This is a genomic window from Thiomonas sp. UBA7699 (assembly GCF_002482605.1).
GTDB classification, from domain to species: domain Bacteria; phylum Pseudomonadota; class Gammaproteobacteria; order Burkholderiales; family Burkholderiaceae_C; genus Thiomonas; species Thiomonas arsenitoxydans.
Genome location: NZ_DLGH01000031.1, coordinates 1 through 19775 on the forward strand (window position 1 = coordinate 1; position 19775 = coordinate 19775).

Here is a 19775-nt window from a genome sequence, read left to right on the forward strand (position 1 = left end):
CATTGTGGTGATGCTGATTTCTGTCGCCCAGTCCAACTACAAGCCGAAATCGTCCCGGAACCGGTCGATCTGGTGCATCCGCTCATGCAGGAGGGTCACGATGCCAATGTCCCCATTCGAGAGGCGGCGCCAATAGACAAAATGCCGTTCGTAGCGGAAAAAATAACCTTCAATGCCAAAGTCGGCGGGAATAGGCTTGGAATGGGTCTGGTGGGAATCGATGCCGTCGAAAGCCTCGAACAGCCCGTTGATGTAGCGGTCGGCTTGTTCCGTACCCCAGCGATCNNATCTCGTCGAGCCTCCAGGACGCCGCTTCCTGAAGCCGTATTTGGGCCACGCCGTCAGCCCCGGTTGCGCGCGATCACCCCGGCGGCAGATAGGGGGCGGTAAGAGTTCTCCGGGGCGGCGAAGGCATGGGCCAGCTCGGCCTTCAGCCGGTCAAAAGCCTCCTGCTCTTTGCGCGCCTTGTCTCGGCGGATCAGGTCGCGCATATATTCGCTGATGTTCTCGTAATCACCTTGCTCGCCCACATTGGTGGCGACGAATTCACTGAGTGGCCCGCTGAGACGCACCGTCATGGTCGTGGTCGTTGTTCGGGACATGCTTGGCTCCTGTCATTTTCGGTGTATTCAATATAAATGAATATGAATACGGCGGCAAGAATGCCTCAAGCCACTCCTGGCCCCGCGCCGGTCGGTTGGAAGCGTCTGGTTATCAACGATCCGCCGAAGAAAGCAACAGCAGACCCAGCCGAGGTTCGGTGCCCTGCAGTGGAATGACAACACAAGTCTTCTGCGTCAGGCGGAAGTCGTCCAGTTCTCGACGACCAGCCCGGCATCGGCGTAAAGCGCAAAATCGGCGACGTTGTTGGTCACTAACGTGATCCCCAAGGAGATGGCATGCGCAGCGATCATCCGGTTGAGGCTGTTTTTTCTGGCTGGAAACTGCCGGGAGAGATTTCCAAAAAAAGCCGCCGCTTGCACGTCGAAATCTTTGATGACCAAGCTGTTCGACAGCGCGGTCAACTCGGGCGGGCTGTGATGCACCTCCAAACCGCAACACAACTCAGCCCAAGTAATCGAGCTGACCCCAACCTCGCCGGGCTTGCAAGCCGAAAACCGTCGAATGACCGGCTCGGGCTGTTCCTTCATCAGATAAATACAGATATTGGTGTCCAGCAAAAATCGCAGCATCACCAAGCTCTTTCGGCCTCGACAAACTCCGGACGCGCAGCCGCTTGCTGCCCGCGGCTCTGAGCAGGCGGGCCCGCATGGTTCTGAGCAGTGCGGACGGTGAACCGAACAGTGCCATTGCCGAGCGCTTGAAGCTGACCCAGGCCACAGTGGGCAAATGGCGCAAGCGGTTCATCGAGCGGCGCATCGCCGGGCTGTACGACGACGTGCGGCCGGGCAAGCCGCGCTCGATCGACGATGAACGCGTTGCACACCTGATCAAGACCACGCTGCACACCAAACCGGCCAACGGCTCGACGCATTGGAGCGTGCGCTCGGTGGCCGCCGAGACCGGCATCTCCAAGAGCAGCGTCGCGCGCTACTTCCAACTCTTCGGTCTGCAGCCCCATCGCACCGAGAGCTTCAAGTTGTCCAACGACCCCTTCTTCATCGAGAAGTTGCGCGACGTGGTCGGCCTGTACCTGAGCCCGCCGGACAACGCGCTGGTGATCTGCGTGGACGAAAAGAGCCAGTGTCAGGCGCTGGAGCGCATCCAGCCGATGCTGCCCATGGGGTTCGGCTATGCCGAAGGGGTCACCCACGACGACAAGCGCCATGGCACAACCCCGTTGTTCGCGGCGCTCAACGTGATCAACGGTGCGGTGCTGGCGGCGTGCAAACCGCGCCACCGGCACCAGGAATTCCTGTCCTTCCTGCGCGAGATTGACCAGGCCGTGCCCGCCGAACTGGACATCCACTGCATCTGCGACAACGACGCCACCCACAGCCATCCCAAGATCAAAGCCTGGTTGGCAGCACGACCGCGTTGGCACATGCACTTCATCCCCACCTACAGCTCCTGGCTCAATCAGGTCGAGCGCTTCTTCGCGCTGATCACCGACAAGGCCATTCGCCGCGGCTCGTTCACCAGCGTCAAACAACTCGTGCAACGCATCGACCACTTCGTCGCCGCCCACAACATGAACTGCCAGCCATTCAAGTGGACCGCTACTGCCGACTCCATCCTCGAAAAGCTGCATCGACTTTGCTCACGTATCAGCGGGACAGGGCACTAGCCAGTGGCCACCGGATTGCTAAATCCCGGCGCAATCGCCGCATTCTTGCAGTCCTTCAGTGATTCAATGTTCTTCAAGCTCAAGCGATGGATCATCGGATCCAGTCGCCTATCCAGACTGCAATCTACATTCCACTTCTGAAGCACGTACCCAGCGACCGCAGAGCGAACGGTTATATGCAGTTCGCCTCGTCGCATCCCGAAATCGCGTCGAACAATCTCAGGCCGATCAATACCGGGGTGCACCACCAGCACCCTAATCATGACCCAAACTTACATACCGATGAACAGTGAACCTAGGTTACTTGTCTTGCTGGCCCATGGCTCCCGGTTAGCCGAATGGGCTCTGCCCTTTGAGGCCGTTTGTGGCATGGTGCAGTCCCGCCACCCCGAACTGACCGTCCGCCTTGCTTTTCTGGAGTCGATGCAACCCTCCCTGCAACAAGCCTTGGAGGAAGCGGGCCAAAACGGCACGGAGTATGTGCACATCGCGCCCCTCTTCCTTGGTGCAGGCGGCCACCTCCGGCGCGACATTCCAGAAGTGGTGCAAGCCGCGCGGGCGCGATATCCGAAGCTGCGAATCGTGCTCGCACAGCCAGCGGGCGAAGATGCTGGAGTGATTGCGGCACTTGCTGCGTATGCCACGCAAAGCATGACATCCCTTGATTCTTGAATGGCCTCAAGATTTGTCATCAATCGCAGGAAAACGAACTAACTCTTTGGGGCATGGAATTTGCTCGAATCGAGATATGCCCAACCCACTAAGCACTCTGACGGTTGCTGTCATCTCCCCCGATCCCGCATTGGCGACGGAGAACGATCAGGCGAATCATGAGCGCCAGGCAGGGCGTTGCGCGATGCTGGAAAAGGCCTTGTTGGATGCGGGCTACCAGGTAGTGGCCGTTCTGCCGGCCAAACCCGACCTGGACGACCGCATTGCCGCGCTCAAGCCCGATCTGGTGATTGTGGATGCAGAGTCTGGCGTGCGCGATCTGCTGGAGCACGTCGTGCTGGCCTCGCGCGACACGCCCCGACCCATCGTGCTGTTCACCGATGACGACGACACCGAGACTGCGCAACTAGCCATCACGGCGGGGGTGACGGCCTATATCGTGGACGGCCTCAAGCCCAACCGGGTGAGGCCGGTGATTGAGGTGGCGCTGGCGCGGTTCGAGCGCGAACAGGGTTTGCGCGCGGAACTGAGCCAGGCGCGCACCCATCTCACCGAGCGCAAGCTGATCGAGCGGGCCAAGGGCATTGTGATGCAGCGCCAGGGCTGCACCGAGGAAGAAGCCTTCAGCCGCATGCGCAAGCTGGCGATGGAAAAAGGCTTGAAGCTCTCCGAGGTTGCCCAGCGCATTCTCGATACCGTCGGATTGATCTGAGCCTTGCGGCTGCGCGCTTTGTGTGCTCACACGCACCAGACTGGAACCGTTACGCACAGTTTTGCGTCATCGAAGACCAGCCTAATTTGATACAGCGGGGAGCTTCCCTCTGATCTCTCCCGAGTGGAGGGTTGGCACGCTGATTGCTTAAATAGCGCTGTAGGCCAACGGCGGTCTATGTTGAACCCACTGAACGGGAGTCTCCCCCGCTCAGCTCGGCAATGATGCCTTCGTGTGCTTCGCCTTGTGTGAAGCGCCCGAAGGCTTTTTTTCGCCCGCTATTTCAGGAACTGCCATGCGCAAACAGCAAGACGCCCCCCCTCCGAGCAACGACCCGGCACAACCCTTGCGCCGCACCCTCATCAAGTCAGGCGCCGCCGTGGCTGTTGCCGGTCTTCTTCCCAGCCTGCAGCCCACGGCGCGCGCCGCCACTCTGGGAAAACCTGAAATGGAAGAAGTCAAGATCGGATTCATTCCCCTCACTGATTGCGCGCCCATCGTCATGGCCGCGGTGCTGGGTTTCGACAAGAAGTACGGCGTCAAGATCATTCCAAGCAAGCAGGCCTCGTGGGCCGCAGTGCGCGACAACCTGGTGACCGGCGGCATCCAGATGGCGCATGTGCTCTACGGCCTGCCGTATGGCGTGCAGCTCGGCGTCGGCGGGCCGAAGAAGGACATGGCCATACTCATGGGCCTGAACCGCAACGGCCAGGCCATCACCCTGGCTGACGCGCTGGCCAAGGAAGGCATCACCACCGGCCCGGCGCTGGCCAAGGCCATTGCGCAGAAAAAGCGCACCTACACCTTCGCCCAGACCTTCCCCACCAGCACGCATGCGATGTGGCTTTATTACTGGCTGGCGACCTACGGCATCAACCCGCTGAAGGACGACAAGGTGATTACCGTGCCGCCGCCGCAGATGGTGGCGAATATGCGGGTGGGCAGCATGGACGGCTTCTGCGTAGGCGAGCCGTGGAACGCGGTGGCTATCAACCAGAAGATCGGCTTCACTGCGGTGACTTCGCAGGAAATCTGGGTGGACCATCCAGAGAAGGTGCTGGGCACCACCGCCGAGTTCGTCGAAAAGTACCCCAACACCACCAAGGCGGTGATGGCCGCCGTGCTCGAAACCTGCCGCTGGATCGACGCCTCGGATGCCAACCGCACCAAGATGGCCGAGACCATCGCCGCGCCGGGCTATGTCAACACCCAGGTGGCAACCATCCTGCCGCGCATCCTTGGCAACTACACCAACGGCCTGGGCAAAAGCTGGCACGACGCGCACCCGATGACCTTCTATGAAGACGGTCAGGTCAACTTCCCGTGGTTGTCCGACGGCATGTGGTTCCTCACCCAGTTCCGCCGCTGGGGCCTGATCAAGACCGACCCCGACTATCTCGCCGTGGCCAAGGCGGTGAACCGCGTCGATCTGTATCAGGCAGTTGCCACCGAACTGAAGGTGCCGGTGCCCGCCAGCACGCTGCGCACCTCCAAGCTGATCGACGGCGTGACCTGGGATGGCAAGGACCCCAAGGCCTATGCCCACGGCTTCAAAGTCAACGATCTCGCCGTTTGACCTTGCCGACGCAATGAACCAGGAGTCCAGCATGAACACTGCCGTCTTTTCCGCCCCGGGCGGATCGTTTGAAGCCTCTGCGACGGAGGACGCCTCACCCGAAGCTCCCCCGGCCGCTGCAAAGCAAACTGCCATCCGCACCGTGAGCCCGGCAGAGCGGCAACGCGCGAAGAACCGCCAGATCGCGCTGCGCCTCATCGCCCCGCTGATGGGTTTCGCGTTACTGCTGTTGGTGTGGGAACTGGCGGCCGAGCACAGCAGCCAGTTCCCCTCGCCGCTGGTCACCTGGCACTCGGCGCAGAAGGTGTTTGCGCATCCCTTTTATGACAACGGGCCGAACGATGTCGGCATCGGCTGGAACCTGCTGGCCTCGCTACAGCGCGTGGCCTACGGCTTTGGTCTGGCGGCGCTGGTAGGCATTCCGCTGGGTTTCGCCATTGGCCGCGTGCAGTTCTTGAACCGCATGCTCTCGCCCCTCATCAGCCTGCTGCGTCCGGTGTCGCCGCTGGCCTGGCTGCCCATCGGGCTGTACGTGTTCAGCAATGCGCCGGCGGCGGCCATCTACACCATTTTCATCTGCTCCATTTGGCCGATGATGATCAACACCGCCATCGGCGTGCAGCGCATTCCGGCGGATTATTTGAACGTGGCCCGCGTGCTCGACCTCTCCACCTGGAAGGTGTTCACCAAGATTCTGCTGCCCTCGGTCATGCCCTACATGATGACCGGCGTGCGACTGTCGGTCGGCACCGCCTGGCTGGTGATCGTCGCCGCTGAAATGCTGACAGGCGGCACCGGCATCGGCTTCTGGCTGTGGAACGAGTGGAACAACCTCAATCTCGCCCACATCATCATCGCCATTCTGGTCATCGGCGTCACCGGCATGGTGCTCGAAGGCGCGCTGATGCTGATTGCGCGGCGCTTCAGCTACGACGAAGCGCGCTGATCTTCCCATCGCGCAAAACACAAAGGCCATCATCATGGAACGCTTCATCGTCATCCAACACGTCGAAATGGTGTTCGACACCGCGCGCGGCCCCTTTCACGCGCTCAAGGGTATCAACCTCGATATCGCCAAGGGCGAGTTCATCAGCCTGATCGGCCATTCCGGCTGCGGTAAGAGCACGCTGCTCAACCTCATCGCCGGACTCACGCTGCCATCCTCGGGTGTGATGGTGTGCGACGGCCGAGAAATTCACGCGCCAGGCCCTGACCGCGCCGTGGTGTTCCAGAACCACTCGCTGCTGCCTTGGATGACCTGCTACGGCAACATCTACCTCGGCGTGGAGCGCGTGTTCGGCGCAAGCGAAACCAAGGCGCAACTCAAGGCACGCACCCAGTCTGCTTTGGAACTCGTTGGCCTGCCGCATGCCGCACACAAACATCCACACGAAATTTCCGGCGGTATGAAGCAGCGCGTCGGCATCGCCCGGGCTCTGGCGATGGAGCCCAAGGTGCTGCTGATGGACGAGCCTTTCGGCGCGCTCGACGCCCTCACCCGTGCCCGGCTGCAGGACGAGCTGCAAGGCATCGTGGCGAAAAGCGGCGCCACTGTGGTGATGGTGACGCACGACGTGGACGAGGCGGTGCTGCTGTCCGACCGCATCGTCATGCTGACCAATGGCCCTGCCGCGACCATCGGCGAAATTCTCACGGTCGATCTGCCGCGCCCGCGCGAACGTCTGGCTCTGAGCGAAGACCCGCACTACGCCCATCTGCGCGCCCAGGTGCTGGAGTTTCTCTACAAGCGCCAGGCGCACCCGCAGGCCAAGGCAGCCTGAGACGCAGCGCGCAACCCAATGGACTCCGCATCATGAACAAACCCAAACTCGTTCTCGTCGGCAATGGCATGGCCGGGGTGCGGGCGCTCGAAGAACTGCTCAAGCTCGCGCCCGATCTCTACGACATCACCGTGTTCGGCAGCGAGCCGCACCCGAACTACAACCGCATCCTGCTGTCGCCCGTGCTGGCCGGGGAGCAGACCATCGAGCAGATCATCCTCAATCCGCTGGACTGGTATGCCGACAACGGCATCACCCTGCACACCGGCAAGACGGTGGTGCAAATCGATCGCATCAAGCGCGTGGTACGCACCGATGAAGGCCTCGAAGCCCCCTACGACCGGCTGCTGCTGGGCACAGGCTCGCTGCCGTTCATCCTGCCGGTGCCGGGCAAGGAGTTGGACGGGGTGATCGCCTACCGCGACATCAAGGACACCGAGACCATGATCGAGACCGCGAAGACGCACAAGCACGCGGTGGTGATCGGCGGCGGTCTGCTGGGGCTGGAAGCGGCCAACGGTCTGATGCTGCGCGGCATGGACGTGACCGTGGTGCACATCATGCCGTGGCTGATGGAGCGCCAGCTCGACGATGTGGCGGGCAAGCTGCTGCAAGAGTCGCTGGAAGATCGCGGTCTCAAGTTCCTCATCGGCGCGCAGACGCAGGCCTTGCTGGGCAACGACTCGGGCCGGGTGCGCGCCGTGCAGTTCAAGGACGGCAGCGAAATTCCCGCCGACCTGGTGGTGATGGCCGCGGGCATCCGCCCCAACACCGCGCTGGCGGAGAAGGCCGGTATTCACTGCAATCGCGGCATCGTGGTGAGCGACACGCTGCAGACCATCACCGACCCGCGCATCTACGCCCTGGGCGAATGCGCCGCGCACCGCGGCATTGCCTACGGCCTGGTGGCGCCGTTGTTCGAGCAGGGCAAGGTGGCAGCCAATCATCTGGCGCAGATAGGCATTGGCCGCTACACCGGCAGCCAGACCAGCACCAAGCTCAAGGTCACGGGAATCGACCTGTTCTCGGCCGGCAACTTCATGGGCGGCGAAGGCTGCGAAGACATCGTCCTGTCCGACCCGTTTTCCGGCGTCTACAAGCGCCTGGTGATTCAGGGCGACAAGCTGGTAGGCGCCTGCCTGTATGGCGATACGGTTGACGGCTCGTGGTACTTCAAGCTGCTGCGCGAAGGCCGCAAGGTGCACGACATCCGCGACAAGCTGATGTTCGGGGAAAGCCATTTGGGCGACGCCGGCCACCAGGGCCAGAGCAAGGCTCAAAGCATGGCCGATGGCGACGAAGTCTGCGGCTGCAATGGCGTGAACAAAGGGGTCATCTGCAAGGCCATCAAGGACAAGGGCCTGTTCACGCTGGAAGAAGTGCGCAAGCACACCAAGGCCAGCGCCAGCTGCGGCTCGTGCACCGGTCTGGTGGAGCAGTTGCTCATGTTTACCGCCGGCGGCGACTACAGCTCCGCACCGAAGAAAAAGGCGCTGTGTGGCTGCACCGACGCCACCCACCAGGAGGTGCGCGACGCCATCCGCGAACAGCATCTGCTCACCATTGCCGACGTGTACGCCAAGCTCGGCTGGCGCACACCCAATGGCTGCTCAAGCTGCCGCCCGGCGGTGAACTATTACCTCATTTCCACCTGGCCGCACGAGGCCAAGGATGACCCGCAAAGCCGTTTCATCAACGAGCGCAGCCACGCCAACATCCAGAAGAACGGCACTTATTCGGTGATTCCGCGCATGTGGGGCGGCGAGACTTCGGCCGCCGAGTTGCGCCGCATCGCCGACGCCGTGGACAAGTACAACATCCCCACGGTGAAAGTGACCGGCGGCCAGCGCATCGACCTGCTGGGCGTGAAAAAGGAAGACCTGCAAGCCGTGTGGACCGACATCGGCATGCCCAGCGGCCACGCTTACGCCAAGGCGCTGCGCACGGTGAAGACCTGCGTCGGCAGCGAGTGGTGCCGCTTCGGCACGCAGGACAGCACGGCGCTGGGCAAACTGCTGGAGCGCGCCACCTGGCGCATGTACGCGCCGCACAAGGTGAAGTTCGCCGTGAGCGGCTGCCCACGCAACTGCGCGGAAAGCGGCATCAAGGACGTGGGCATCATCGGCGTCGATTCCGGCTGGGAAATGTATGTGGGCGGCAACGGCGGCATCAAGACCGAAGTCGCGCAGTTCCTGGTCAAGCTCAAGACGCAGGAGGAAGTGCTGGAGTACACCGGCGCCTTCATCCAGCTTTACCGCGAGGAAGGCTGGTATCTGGAGCGCACCGTGCATTACATCGCCCGTGTCGGCCTGGACGTTGTGAAACAGCGCATCCTGGCCGATGCCGAGGGCCGCAAAGCCCTGTGGGAGCGGCTGCAATTCGCGCTGCAGGGAGAGCCTGATCCGTGGTTCGAGTTCGACAAGGCGCAACTGGATACGCGGCAGTTCATCCCCATCGTGCCGGTTGCCGCAGCACAAGGAGAGCCAGCATGAGCACCAGCCACTGGACTCCTGTCTGCACCCAGTCCGAGATTCCCGCACTGGGCGCACGCCGCGTGCGCCGCCCGGACGGCGTGGACATCGCCCTGTTCCGCACCGCCAGCGACCGCATCTACGCCCTGCTCGACCGCTGCCCGCACAAGGGCGGACCGCTGAGCCAGGGCATCGTGTTCGGCGAATCGGTCGCCTGCCCGCTACACAACTGGACCATCCGGCTCGACGATGGTCGTGCGCAAGCGCCAGACGAGGGCTGCACTCCGGCCTTTGCGGTGAAGGTGGAGGGCGAACAGGTCTATCTGCGCAGCGACCAGTTGCACGCGTCGATTACCGAAATGCACGCGGCGCACTGTGACGGCGCAGCCTGCGCGAGCGCGGACTGATGAACGCCTCTGACCTGCCCGCAGGCTCCATCGCCATCGTGCCCGAAGGCGCGCTGCGCGAGGTGCGCTCGACCTGCCCGTATTGCGGCGTGGGCTGCGGCGTGCTCATCAAGACCGAGGGCGGGCGCATCACGGGTGTGCGCGGCGACCCGGATCATCCGGCCAATTTCGGCAAGTTGTGCACCAAGGGCGGCGCGCTGCACCTGAGCGCCAAGCCGGAGTTGCTGCCGCAGGTGCGCGCGCTGCGGCCCGAACTGCGCACGCAGCGCGATGCGCCACGCCGTGCGGTGCGTTGGGACGAGGCGCTGGACCATGTGGCGCAGCGCTTCGCCGCCCTCATCGCCGAGCATGGGCCCGACAGCGTGGGTTTCTACATCTCCGGGCAGATGCTGACCGAGGACTACTACGTCTTCAACAAGCTGGCCAAGGGGCTGGTCGGCACCAACAATGTGGACACCAATTCCCGCGTGTGCATGAGCAGCGCGGTAGCCGGCTACAAGGTCACGCTGGGGGCTGACGCGCCGCCGTGCAACTACGACGACATTGACCACGCCTCCTGTCTGGTGCTGGCGGGCAGCAATGCGGCGTGGTCGCATCCCATCACCTTTCGCCGTATCGAAAAGGCCAAGGCCAGGCGGCCCGAGATGCGCATCATCGTCATCGACCCGCGCCGTACCGAAACCGCCGAACTCGCCGATCTGCACCTGCAACTGCTGCCCGGAACCGACGTCGCGCTGTTCCACGCCATGCTGCATGTGATGGTGTGGGAAGACCTGGTCGACCCCACCTATATCACCGCCCACACCAGCGGCTACGCGGCCCTGCGCGAGCGGGTGAGGGAGATGAGCCCGGCGGTTGCGGCCAATCTGTGCGGGCTGAAGGAGCAGGATATCGTCACCGCCGCGCGCTGGTTCGCGCTGGGCGCGCCTGACGCGACACTGCAGACGCGCCAGCCCACACTTTCCATGTATTGCCAAGGGCTGAACCAGTCGAGCAGCGGCACGGCGAAGAACGCCGGGCTCATCAACCTTCACCTCGCCTGCGGCCAGATCGGCAAACCCGGAGCAGGGCCGTTTTCGCTCACCGGCCAGCCCAACGCCATGGGCGGGCGCGAAGTGGGCGGCATGGCCAATCTGCTTTCGGCGCATCGTGATCTGGCTAACCCGGCGCACCGCGCCGAAGTGGCCAAACTCTGGGGTGTGGCCGACGTGCCGGCGCAGCGCGGCAAGACCGCCGTCGAGCTGTTCCAGGCCGCGGCCGACGGCAAGGTGAAGGCGCTGTGGATCGCCTGTACCAACCCTGCCCAGTCGCTGCCCGACCAGGCGCTGGTGCGTCGCGCGCTGGAGACCGCCGAACTCGTCGTGGTGCAGGAGGCCTACACCACAGCCGCCACCGTGCCTTATGCCGACGTACTGCTGCCCGCCACCACCTGGGGCGAGAAGATTGGGACGGTGACCAACTCCGAGCGCCGCATCAGCCGCGTGCGCGCCGCAACCAAAGCCCCCGGCGAGGCGCGCGACGACTGGGAGATTGCGGTGGACTTCGCCCGTCGGCTCGAAGCCCTCTTGCCTGCACGGCTGAACGGCAGGCTCACGCTCTTCCCCTACGCCACGCCCGAAGCCGTCTGGAACGAGCACCGCGAAAGCACCCGAGGCCGCGACCTCGACATCACCGGCCTGTCGTGGACCACGCTGGAACGCGACGGCCCGCAGCAGTGGCCCTACCCCGCCGGTGCGAGCGTCGGCAAAGCGCGCCTGTACGACGACGGCCAGTTCCCCACGGCAGATGGCCGCGCCAGATTCTTCGCCGAAGCCTTCAAACCCGTGGCCGAACCCTGCGACGCGCGCTACCCCGTGGCGCTGACCACCGGCCGCCTGCGCGACCAGTGGCATGGCATGAGCCGCACCGGCTCGGTGCCACGCCTGTTCAACCATGCACCCGAGCCCTGCATCGACCTGCACCCCAGCGATCTCGCCCGGCGCGGCCTGAGCGACGGCGAGTTGCTGCGCGTGGCCTCGCGCCGCGGCGACATCGTGCTGCCCGCACGCGCCACCGACACGGTACGCCCCGGCCAGGCCTTCATCGCCATGCACTGGGGCGCGGAATACCTTGGCGGGCGCAATGCCGAAGGCGTGGCGCGGCTGGGCGTCAACGGCCTCACCCTGCCCGTCATCGACCCCTATTCCTTCCAGCCCGAACTCAAGCACAGCGCCGTGCGGGTGGAGGCCGCCAATCTCACCTGGCACCTCGCCGCCTTCGGCTGGATGCCCGAACACAGCGCCCAGGCGCTGCGCGCCACGCTGATGCAGGAGCTGGCCGAACTGCCCTTCGTCATGTGCGTGCCCTTCGGCCGCGAACGCACTGGCCTGCTGCTGCGCGCCGCCGCACGCGGTGCGCCTGCTGCCGCGTTGCTGGCGCGCATCGAAGCCCATTTCGGCGTGCAGGGAAGCGCCGCGCTGCACTATGCCGACCCTGGCCGCAGCGTGCACCGTGCCGTGCGACTGGCGGGCGAGCGCATCGACGCCGCGCTGCTCAGCGGCCCGGTCGACAGCGTGGTGGCGCAAGGCTGGCTGCGCGAATTGCTGCAAAGCGAAGCCAGTGCCAAGCCCTATGGCCGCTGGCTGCTGCTGCCCTCCACCACGCCTCCCGCCAATCTACCCAGCCCCGGCCACCAGGTGTGCAACTGTTTCGATGTTTGGCAAAGCCAGATCGACGCCCTGCTGCCCACGCTGGAGGGCGACGCCGAGGCGCAGCTTGCCACGCTGCAGCAGCAACTCAAGTGCGGCACCAACTGCGGCTCCTGCCTGCCCGAGTTGCGCCGCATCGTGCGCGGCGGCAGCCCGGTCACGGCCTGATTCTTGCAGTATCCATTTCAGGAGGTTCTCGCCATGTTCAACCCCGCTTCCCAGCTTCCCATAGCACTTGAGACCGGCCCGGGCCGATTCAATCCCGAGGCTTTGTCAATGTTGCGCACCATCGGTCGCGGCGCGGACGGCAGCCGCAATCTGAGCCGCGAACAAGCCCGCATTCTGATGGGCTGGCTGCTGCGGCGTGAAGTCTCTGACGCCCAGATTGGCGGCCTCCTGCTGGCCTTGCGCATGAAGGGCGAGAGCGCCGAAGAACTTGAAGGCTTCACCCTGGCCGTGCAGCAGACCATCGCCCCCATGGTGGTGCGCACCGCGCGTCCCGTCGTGGTCATTCCCAGCGCGAACGGCGCTCGCCGCCTGCCCAACCAGGTACCCTTGCTCGCCGCACTCCTGCGCGAACAAGATTTTCCCGTTCTGGTGATTGACGCCCCGTCCACTGAGCACGGACGCCTGCCCACCGAACCCCTATGGAAAGCGCTGGGTATGCATGTCGCCTCGGGTGTCGAGCAGGCGCAACAGTGGCTCGAACAAAACGAAGCCGTGCTGCTGCCGCTGAACACCCTCAGCCCAGAGCTGCACCGATTGCTGCAATGGCGCAACGTGCTCGGCGTGCGCAACGGCGGTCACTCCGTAGTCAAGATGCTCAATCCTTTGCAGTCACCCAGCCTGCTCGTGACGGCCTACACCCATCCGGAGTATGCGCAGCTAATGCAAGAGGTTTTGCTTGCCTTGCGGCAGCCCGCCTTGCTGCTTCGAGGCTGCGAGGGCGAGGCCGTGGGCCATCCCAACCGCGACACGGAGCGTCTGAGCCTATATGCCGATGGCGCAGTGCAAAAGTGGCCTGCCGGTGCGCCGTTCATTCCTTGCCCGCATATGCCCGATGGACTCGATCTGAACGCCAGCGCGGACTGGACACATGCCGTGCTCGACGGCTATTTGCTGCCGCCTGAGCCCTTGGCGCGACAGATGGCCAGCATCCGCAACATGTGCGAGGCCATCATGGCCCCCGCTAGCACGGGTGCCAACGCGTTAGCGATTGCCACTCCACTGACCTGCTCACGCGCGGAGGACCCTCATGCCCAACCCCGCTGACCCTTCTCGATTCACCGTCCACCTCGTCGGCGCAGGTCCGGGCGATCCGGAGTTGCTCACCCTCAAGGCAGCGCGCGTGCTGCAGCGGGCCACAGTGGCCCTGGTCGACGATCTGGTCAATCCCGGCTGTCTGAAACATCTCGCGGCGGACTGCCGCATCGTTTCAGTAGGCAAGCGTGGCGGGTGTGCCAGCACACCGCAAGACTTCATCGAGCGGCTCATGGTGTATGAGGCCCTTCGTGGTGAGCGTGTCGTACGCCTCAAAGGAGGTGATCCACTGGTTTTTGGTCGGGCAGGAGAAGAAATTGCAGCCTTGCACGCAGTCGGTCTCCAAGTTGAGGTCGTTCCTGGCATCACGGCCGGCGTGGCGGCAGCAGCGGCAGCACGCACATCCCTTACCCATCGACACCATGCACCGGGTGTGGCATTCATCACCGGCCACCGTCAACCGGATGGCAGCCCACTGCGCTGGGCAGCACTTGCCAAATCAGGGCTGACCCTAGCCATTTACATGGGTGTCGCCGAAGCCTCATCCATCGAAGCGGGACTGCTGCAGGGGGGGCTTCCACCCGAAACACCTGCGATGCTGGTTCAGGCTGCCAGTTGCACAGAGGAGCGCCTCGTCGCTACCCGTCTAGCCGACCTCTGCAAAACTATTCAAACCAAGGAAGTAGGCTCCCCTTGCGTGATGCTCATTGGGGAAGCCTTGCAAGAAGCTGTGCAGCTATTGCACACGCCCAATAACTCGTCCTGGTCTGAGGATGCCGTGCATGCTGAAGAACATGTGCGTCAATATGTGGCCGCTTGAACGTAAGGCAGAACCATCAACGGGCCAATGCTATTTGGGAATTAACCTTACCCCTGTTCGACTTAGAACTTATCCGTAAATAGATAAAATGGCACTCCGAGTCGCGAGATGCGCGGCGTCGGAGCAATGCATTGGCCAAGCGAGCGGAGTCGTGGGTCGTGACGGATGCATTCTGGCAACGGGCGGAGCCTTTGGTTCCACAGCGGGTCGCGCCGGTCGACAGGGTGTATAAGCGCAGGCCCGGGGCGGGGCGACCGCCGAAGCCAGCGCGGCAGGTGTTTGAGGCGATTGTGTACGTGCTGCGCACGGGCTGTCAGTGGAAGGCGTTGCCCAAGGAGCGATTTGGCAGTGCCAGCGCCGTGCACAAGCGCTTCCTGGAGTGGGAAAAGGCAGGTTTCTTCGAGGCGCTGTGGAAGGCCGGCTTGGCCGAGTACGACGACATGCAAGGCATTGCGTGGCGATGGCAGAGCGTGGACGGCGCGATGACGCGTGCGCCGCTGGCACAGCAATCCGTCGGGCCAAACCCGACGGATCGGGGGAAAAAATGGGAGCAAGCGTCACCTGCTGGTGGACGGCCGTGGCGTCCCGTTGTTGCTCATCGTGACCGGGGCGAACGTCAATGACTGCAAGCGCCTGGACGAGGTGCTGAGCGCGATCATGGTCAAGCGCGAGAGCCCACCGTCGCGGCGCCACATGCACCTGTGCGCAGACGCCGGCTATCGCGGTGCCGACAACGCTCGCACCATCGAAAAGCATGACAACATCGCCCACGTCGTCAGCCGCCGCAAAGAGGCAGACATCAAGCGGCGTGACCCGACGAAGAAGGCGCGACGTTGGGTCGTCGAGGTCTGCCATAGCTGGTTCAACCGGTTGCGCAAGCTGCTGGTGCGTTACGAGAAGCTCGAGCGCAGTTTCGTCGCGCTCAACCACCTCGCCGCAGCGATCATTGCGTTCCGGAAGGTGCCGCTCCAGGTCAATATTATTTACGGATAGATTCTTAGGAAAGATCTGCACAACCCACTGCGAAACGCGGGTTGATGTGCGTCTGTTCACACTACGTGCTTGTCATGTCCACGCACAGCTTCGCGCTAGTGCTTGCGGCGGTTGCACTAGCGCACACCTGTTCGAGCATGGTGTTCAACATCGCTTACACCGCGCGGCTTCGCCGATTCAGCCCCGAGGAGACCGCGGCGATCAGTGTGAGGGGCGCGCAGTTGGTGCTGCTCGTGCAGTCCACCCTGGCGCTGGGTGCAGGGTGGCTGGCCGAACGGCTTGCCTTGCGAGAAGCACTGCTGGTTCTGGTGCTGCCGGGTCTGGCCTTGGCGTCATTCGGGCTACTCACTTTCCTGCGGGCAGACGACGACTCCGCACAGCCGCCGCAACCTATTCAGGCCGAAGCCGGAGCGGTTTGAAGTGTTCGTGCCGAAGGAAAATTGCCCCACTTCTGAAAGTTATGCGGGGTTGGCGGCTCTGGCCATTCCATCGTTCGACCCATGCGCATCGGTTCATGCAGGCCATCGGGTAGTATCAGGCCGCTTTGTCCGCCGCCTTGCTCGGTTCGCCGCAAGCGTCGACAACGCTCTGGATAAGTCGCCCACCGCCTTGAACGACCGCCGACGCCACCCAGCCATAATCGATTGTTCCCATGTCCGTCCCCGCGATCACCCTGCAGCCCCTTGTTTCTGGCAAGCCGCTGAGCAAACAGCAAAAGGCTTTCAACACCCTGGTCGGCAAGATTCACCGCGCCCGCAATCGTCTTCAGCAATGGCACGATGCGATGCAGCGTGCGGCCCAGGCACAGGCTGCGCAGATCGACCCCAAGATGCGCAATCTCAACGCGATGCGCAAAGAACTCTTGCTGGCCCTGGACGTCATGCAAGCTGATCCCTGGTACAACAAAACTGACCACAAGCGCCTGCGCGCCATGATCGAGGTACTTGCGCATGCCTGCCTGAGCATTCAGCACGACGCGGATATCGAGGCGATCCTGAACCGGCAGCGTGCACCGGCGCGTGAGGAACGCGAATCTGGGATGGGTGACCTGTTTGGCTTCGACGAGTTCAGTCAAGCTGAAGCTCAGGATGCCGACGCGCCTGAGGTCGATGGCTTCGATGCGGAGGCTGACGACAGCGCCGGATTTCACCGACGGCATCAGATCGACGTGGAGAAGCGGCCGCGAGACGCCCAAACCCCGTCCCTGCGCATCATCTACCGAAAACTCGCCAGCGCGCTGCATCCTGACCGCGAGTCTGACCCCGAAGAGCGTGCGCGCAAGACCGCCCTGCTGCAGCGCGCCAATCAGTCCTACAAAAACGGCGATCTCCTTGCCTTGCTCGGCCTGCAACTTGAAATCGCCATGGTCGACGCCGCCCACCTTTCGTCTCTGGCCGACGCGCAGGTCAAGGACTATGTCCGGGCGCTCAAAGCCCAGCTTGCCGACCTGGAGGATGAGATCACCCTGATCGAGCAGGATCTGCGGATCAACATGCCCTTCGCCGCATCCGCTGGAAAGCTTGATCCCCGCGCGATCGACACTCTGATCGAACAGGAACTCGACGCCCTGGAGATGGTCGAGGGCGAACTGAAATCGGTGCTTTCGCGCAAAGCCGAGGTGCGCTTCATGAAATCCTGGCTGCGTGAGCAAGAGCGTTCCAGCCAAGCACTGGCCGAGGAGAGCTGGGATGAGGCATTGGCTGCGCTCGAAGACTTCCTCGCCCAGGAGCTGAGTCCCCGCCGCCGACGTCGATGAACACCCCTGCGCAAGCTGAACGGGTGCCTGGGGCCTTTGAACGCTTCACCTTTTACGGCGAGCTGCGCAGAGGAAGATACTGCCATCGTCGTGAGACGGCGGTGAAACAGGCATCAACGAACAGGAAGTCCGCTTCGATCATGGGCGCTGTGGATCTGGTGGGCAGCCGTTGACCGGGGCGCGGACGGCAGGCAGTCCACGAGAGCGCGACAGCGGAGGCGACCGTCCAAATCCCCGGCGACTCACAGCGTCATTGCCGTCTTTGGCCCACTCTTCACCAGAATGGACACGGTCATGACATTGGCTGCCGCCTCCAAAGCGGCTAACAGGCCAGTTGGCGGACGATCAACTCACCCGCACCGTGGCGGCGTTGTTGTCGCAGGGTCTTTGGTCAGCATGACCGGGTGAACCACGACGGCATGCGCTTGCCCGCCCAAGCAGGTGCGAGCAGCTTAAGGCGGCAGCCCTCACTTCAACGCCAAAATTAGCGGAAATCCGCTTGGACTGGCCTGTCGAGCTTACGGGCGTCGGCTCGGTTTGCTATCTTCGGGTCAAGCGCCCAACAGGCGGCGAGCAAGCACGGTTTGCAGGTCACGGCGTCCGTCCGCTATCAAGTAAATGATGACTTGGCGGCCTGTGACACGATAGACCACGCGGTACGGCTTGAGAAAGGTCTGACGGTATTCCTTGATTCCAAGACCGAGTAGCTCTTTCGGATAGCTGCCGCGTTCGGGGAATCTCGACAGGCTCTGCACAACACCCATCAAGTCATCCAACACCTGATTGGCGTTGGCGACGCAATCCAGTACGGAGATGTAATCGAGGATGGCCTCCAAATCCTGTTCCGCGCCCTCAGTGAGCAGGACTTCAAACTGGGTCGGCGTGTCGGCCATCAGACTCAGGCGCGTTTGGCGCGAAGGCGGGAAACGACGTCAGCTACAGGTGTGACCTTGCCAGCAACGACATCCTGATTGCCAAGCGCCAGGATTTTTAACAGGGCCAGCGTTTCTTGCGTTTCTTCGAACGATGCGACGTCCTGCAGAACCGCCTTGGCCTCGCCGTTTTGGGTGATGACCATCGGTTCACGCTGCTGCGCGAGGCGCGTTAAAACCTCAGCCGCGTTGGCTTTGAGATAGCTGATGGGCTTGATTTGTGACGAGTAGCGCATGGCTATGCTCCAGACTTGGAAAAGACTTAATATAGTCTTTTTATGGTTCCATGGAGATGTGGATGCGTTAAGCGACAAACGATCCCGGTGTCCTTTTCCGCTGTGGTGATCCTAGGCCGGGGGGCGGGGCATTTCTCTTTCCCTACGTCCCATCCATGGCAAACGACCTGCGCGCGGCGCCAACCTTGAACGGGTTGTCAAGTCGACCAAACGCGCGGCGCGCAGTCTTCCACACCCCACCCCGTCTGCCGCCAAGCAGCCCACACCGCGCGGCACAGCGCCGCCACCGGCTCGATGCGATGCCCGAGCACCCGCAAGGCAACGATCTGCGCATGCGGTGCGGTAGCGCCAAAAAGTACGCTGGCCTGCTGCGCGTCATCGGCCGCCTGCCGCGCCACATCGAGCAGCGCCTCACGGCGTGGCGAGGCCAGCGGGCTGCCCGCGGCGAAGAACAGGGTGGCCAGCGCGGTATGGCCGCGCAAACCGCCCGGCCCATACAGCAGCGCGTCGTCGTCACCCGCGATGCAACCGCGCTCCAACCAGATGCCGGGCAGCTCGATGTGCTGGGTGAAGCGGCCGGAGCGGAACGCGGCGTCTGCCGCAGGCAGACCAAGCGCGAGCAGATCCCAGGCCATCAGCTCGGCGCCCGGCGCGAGGTGAAAGCGGCTGCGGTTCTCGCCCAGGCAGTCGTTGTAGGCCAGGGTCTCAAGCGGCAGCCATTCCAGCCTTGCGCCCGGCGCCAGCCGGGCTTCCAGGGTCTGCCGCGCAGGCGCGCCGGTGCTGCGATAGAAACGTCCTGCCCCCGGCGTGGTGACCAACGCATGCGCGCCTTCTTGCACCGACAGGTCGATGTCCAGAATGTCGCCGCCCACCAACCCGCCCGGCGGGTGCACCAGCACCTGATGGCAGATTTGAGGGTCTTCGGGATAGTGGCTGGCCAGCGCGCGCAGGCCGCCCTCGTGTTGGTGGCGCAGCACCGTGCGCGCCGGTTCGGCGGAGAACCGCAATTGCAAGCGGGAGTGCCAAGGCGTCATGTATGAACAGGAGAAAGTCGAACAATATCGTCTAGCAGCATCACACAATGCAGATTGGCTTTGTAACAGAGACCCGATATGTCTTGGTCGGCCCTGCAAAATTCAAAGACCATTTCTCCTTCGCCCACTCGTTGAGGGCTGGAGAGAGTAGGCCGCGTTCAGGATGGTCTCGGTCAGACCGAGTGAGCTA

General features: G+C 63.1%; 18 protein-coding genes and 3 pseudogenes. 15 read left to right on the forward strand and 6 right to left on the reverse strand.

Going from position 1 to position 19775, the window contains the following annotated elements:
• Positions 1-341: 341 nt before the first annotated feature.
• On the reverse strand, positions 342-602 hold the full coding sequence (locus B3H47_RS13745) for a ribbon-helix-helix domain-containing protein (RefSeq protein ID WP_156055419.1): 261 nt from the start codon (positions 600-602) through the stop codon (positions 342-344).
• A 195-nt stretch (positions 603-797) separates the two neighbouring features.
• On the reverse strand, positions 798-1193 hold the full coding sequence (locus B3H47_RS13750; protein WP_286987565.1) for a type II toxin-antitoxin system VapC family toxin: 396 nt from the start codon (positions 1191-1193) through the stop codon (positions 798-800).
• Positions 1194-1228: 35 nt separating this feature from the next.
• On the opposite strand from B3H47_RS13750, the pseudogene B3H47_RS13755 reads away from it, so the two are divergent.
• From B3H47_RS13755 to B3H47_RS13815, 13 genes and pseudogenes are all read left to right on the forward strand, one after another.
• Positions 1229-2248: pseudogene (locus B3H47_RS13755) on the forward strand (IS630 family transposase); the annotation flags it as partial.
• Between the two features lie 282 nt (positions 2249-2530).
• Positions 2531-2920: a sirohydrochlorin chelatase gene (locus B3H47_RS13760; protein WP_041609367.1), complete on the forward strand. Its 390-nt coding sequence runs from the start codon at positions 2531-2533 to the stop codon at positions 2918-2920.
• A gap of 76 nt (positions 2921-2996) precedes the next feature.
• Positions 2997-3632 carry an ANTAR domain-containing response regulator gene (locus tag B3H47_RS13765; RefSeq protein ID WP_013107429.1) on the forward strand — a complete coding sequence of 212 codons (636 nt, stop codon included), beginning with the start codon at positions 2997-2999 and terminating at the stop codon, positions 3630-3632.
• Between the two features lie 295 nt (positions 3633-3927).
• Positions 3928-5208 carry a CmpA/NrtA family ABC transporter substrate-binding protein gene (locus B3H47_RS13770; protein ID WP_286987566.1) on the forward strand — a complete coding sequence of 427 codons (1281 nt, stop codon included), beginning with the start codon at positions 3928-3930 and terminating at the stop codon, positions 5206-5208.
• Positions 5209-5239: 31 nt separating this feature from the next.
• Positions 5240-6154 carry a nitrate ABC transporter permease gene (ntrB, locus tag B3H47_RS13775; protein ID WP_286987567.1) on the forward strand — a complete coding sequence of 305 codons (915 nt, stop codon included), beginning with the start codon at positions 5240-5242 and terminating at the stop codon, positions 6152-6154.
• 34 nt (positions 6155-6188) lie between these two features.
• Complete coding sequence (locus tag B3H47_RS13780) at positions 6189-6989, forward strand: ABC transporter ATP-binding protein (RefSeq protein WP_286987568.1); 801 nt, start codon at positions 6189-6191, stop codon at positions 6987-6989.
• 32 nt (positions 6990-7021) lie between these two features.
• Entirely contained in the window at positions 7022-9481 is a 2460-nt protein-coding gene (gene nirB / locus B3H47_RS13785) for a nitrite reductase large subunit NirB (RefSeq protein ID WP_286987569.1), read from the forward strand.
• Complete coding sequence (nirD, locus tag B3H47_RS13790; protein ID WP_013107424.1) at positions 9478-9867, forward strand: nitrite reductase small subunit NirD; 390 nt, start codon at positions 9478-9480, stop codon at positions 9865-9867. Before nirB ends, nirD begins: the two co-directional genes overlap by 4 nt.
• Positions 9867-12722, forward strand: a complete 2856-nt coding sequence (locus tag B3H47_RS13795) for a nitrate reductase (protein ID WP_286987571.1) — start codon at positions 9867-9869, stop codon at positions 12720-12722. The genes nirD and B3H47_RS13795 overlap by 1 nt, the downstream gene beginning before the upstream one ends.
• Positions 12723-12830: 108 nt before the next feature.
• Positions 12831-13826, forward strand: coding sequence for a DNA-binding protein YbiB (ybiB, locus tag B3H47_RS13800; RefSeq protein WP_050986000.1), 996 nt, complete (start codon positions 12831-12833; stop codon positions 13824-13826).
• The gene (gene cobA, locus B3H47_RS13805; RefSeq protein WP_013107421.1) at positions 13810-14634 is read left to right on the forward strand and encodes a uroporphyrinogen-III C-methyltransferase; all 825 of its coding nucleotides are present in this window, start codon (positions 13810-13812) and stop codon (positions 14632-14634) included. The genes ybiB and cobA overlap by 17 nt, the downstream gene beginning before the upstream one ends.
• Before the next feature lie 158 nt (positions 14635-14792).
• Positions 14793-15627: pseudogene (locus B3H47_RS13810) on the forward strand (IS5 family transposase).
• A gap of 74 nt (positions 15628-15701) precedes the next feature.
• Positions 15702-16046: a hypothetical protein gene (locus tag B3H47_RS13815; RefSeq protein WP_013107418.1), complete on the forward strand. Its 345-nt coding sequence runs from the start codon at positions 15702-15704 to the stop codon at positions 16044-16046.
• Here the strand turns inward: B3H47_RS13815 and B3H47_RS13820 are convergent.
• The gene (locus B3H47_RS13820) at positions 16022-16579 is read right to left on the reverse strand and encodes a hypothetical protein (protein ID WP_286987573.1); all 558 of its coding nucleotides are present in this window, start codon (positions 16577-16579) and stop codon (positions 16022-16024) included. The genes B3H47_RS13815 and B3H47_RS13820 overlap by 25 nt on opposite strands.
• Between B3H47_RS13820 and B3H47_RS13825 the strand changes: the two genes are divergently transcribed.
• On the forward strand, positions 16559-17383 hold the full coding sequence (locus tag B3H47_RS13825) for a hypothetical protein (RefSeq protein ID WP_286987574.1): 825 nt from the start codon (positions 16559-16561) through the stop codon (positions 17381-17383). The two genes, B3H47_RS13820 and B3H47_RS13825, sit on opposite strands and share 21 nt — an antisense overlap.
• 331 nt (positions 17384-17714) lie before the next feature.
• Positions 17715-17862 (forward strand): annotated as a pseudogene (locus B3H47_RS13830) (IS5/IS1182 family transposase); the annotation flags it as partial.
• Between the two features lie 72 nt (positions 17863-17934).
• Here B3H47_RS13830 and B3H47_RS13835 read toward each other — a convergent pair.
• The 3 genes from B3H47_RS13835 to B3H47_RS13845 all read right to left on the reverse strand — a co-directional run bounded on the left by B3H47_RS13835 (position 17935) and on the right by B3H47_RS13845 (position 19585).
• The gene (locus tag B3H47_RS13835; RefSeq protein WP_156053752.1) at positions 17935-18276 is read right to left on the reverse strand and encodes a type II toxin-antitoxin system RelE/ParE family toxin; all 342 of its coding nucleotides are present in this window, start codon (positions 18274-18276) and stop codon (positions 17935-17937) included.
• 5 nt (positions 18277-18281) lie between these two features.
• Positions 18282-18551 carry a type II toxin-antitoxin system Phd/YefM family antitoxin gene (locus tag B3H47_RS13840; RefSeq protein ID WP_013107415.1) on the reverse strand — a complete coding sequence of 90 codons (270 nt, stop codon included), beginning with the start codon at positions 18549-18551 and terminating at the stop codon, positions 18282-18284.
• A gap of 197 nt (positions 18552-18748) precedes the next feature.
• The gene (locus B3H47_RS13845; RefSeq protein ID WP_286987577.1) at positions 18749-19585 is read right to left on the reverse strand and encodes an urease accessory protein UreD; all 837 of its coding nucleotides are present in this window, start codon (positions 19583-19585) and stop codon (positions 18749-18751) included.
• Between the last annotated feature and the right edge of the window lie 190 nt (positions 19586-19775).

Excerpts from the sequence above, each read along its gene's own strand:
- B3H47_RS13745 (WP_156055419.1), bottom strand. The coding sequence starts at position 602 with ATGTCCCGAACAACGACCACGACCATGACGGTGCGTCTCAGCGGGCCA.
- B3H47_RS13750 (WP_286987565.1), bottom strand. The coding sequence starts at position 1,193 with ATGCTGCGATTTTTGCTGGACACCAATATCTGTATTTATCTGATGAAG.
- B3H47_RS13760 (WP_041609367.1), top strand. The coding sequence starts at position 2,531 with ATGAACAGTGAACCTAGGTTACTTGTCTTGCTGGCCCATGGCTCCCGG.
- B3H47_RS13765 (WP_013107429.1), top strand. The coding sequence starts at position 2,997 with ATGCCCAACCCACTAAGCACTCTGACGGTTGCTGTCATCTCCCCCGAT.
- B3H47_RS13770 (WP_286987566.1), top strand. The coding sequence starts at position 3,928 with ATGCGCAAACAGCAAGACGCCCCCCCTCCGAGCAACGACCCGGCACAA.
- ntrB (WP_286987567.1), top strand. The coding sequence starts at position 5,240 with ATGAACACTGCCGTCTTTTCCGCCCCGGGCGGATCGTTTGAAGCCTCT.
- B3H47_RS13780 (WP_286987568.1), top strand. The coding sequence starts at position 6,189 with ATGGAACGCTTCATCGTCATCCAACACGTCGAAATGGTGTTCGACACC.
- nirB (WP_286987569.1), top strand. The coding sequence starts at position 7,022 with ATGAACAAACCCAAACTCGTTCTCGTCGGCAATGGCATGGCCGGGGTG.
- nirD (WP_013107424.1), top strand. The coding sequence starts at position 9,478 with ATGAGCACCAGCCACTGGACTCCTGTCTGCACCCAGTCCGAGATTCCC.
- B3H47_RS13795 (WP_286987571.1), top strand. The coding sequence starts at position 9,867 with ATGAACGCCTCTGACCTGCCCGCAGGCTCCATCGCCATCGTGCCCGAA.
- ybiB (WP_050986000.1), top strand. The coding sequence starts at position 12,831 with ATGTTGCGCACCATCGGTCGCGGCGCGGACGGCAGCCGCAATCTGAGC.
- cobA (WP_013107421.1), top strand. The coding sequence starts at position 13,810 with ATGCCCAACCCCGCTGACCCTTCTCGATTCACCGTCCACCTCGTCGGC.
- B3H47_RS13815 (WP_013107418.1), top strand. The coding sequence starts at position 15,702 with ATGTCCACGCACAGCTTCGCGCTAGTGCTTGCGGCGGTTGCACTAGCG.
- B3H47_RS13825 (WP_286987574.1), top strand. The coding sequence starts at position 16,559 with ATGATCGAGGTACTTGCGCATGCCTGCCTGAGCATTCAGCACGACGCG.
- B3H47_RS13820 (WP_286987573.1), bottom strand. The coding sequence starts at position 16,579 with ATGCGCAAGTACCTCGATCATGGCGCGCAGGCGCTTGTGGTCAGTTTT.
- B3H47_RS13835 (WP_156053752.1), bottom strand. The coding sequence starts at position 18,276 with ATGGCCGACACGCCGACCCAGTTTGAAGTCCTGCTCACTGAGGGCGCG.
- B3H47_RS13840 (WP_013107415.1), bottom strand. The coding sequence starts at position 18,551 with ATGCGCTACTCGTCACAAATCAAGCCCATCAGCTATCTCAAAGCCAAC.
- B3H47_RS13845 (WP_286987577.1), bottom strand. The coding sequence starts at position 19,585 with ATGACGCCTTGGCACTCCCGCTTGCAATTGCGGTTCTCCGCCGAACCG.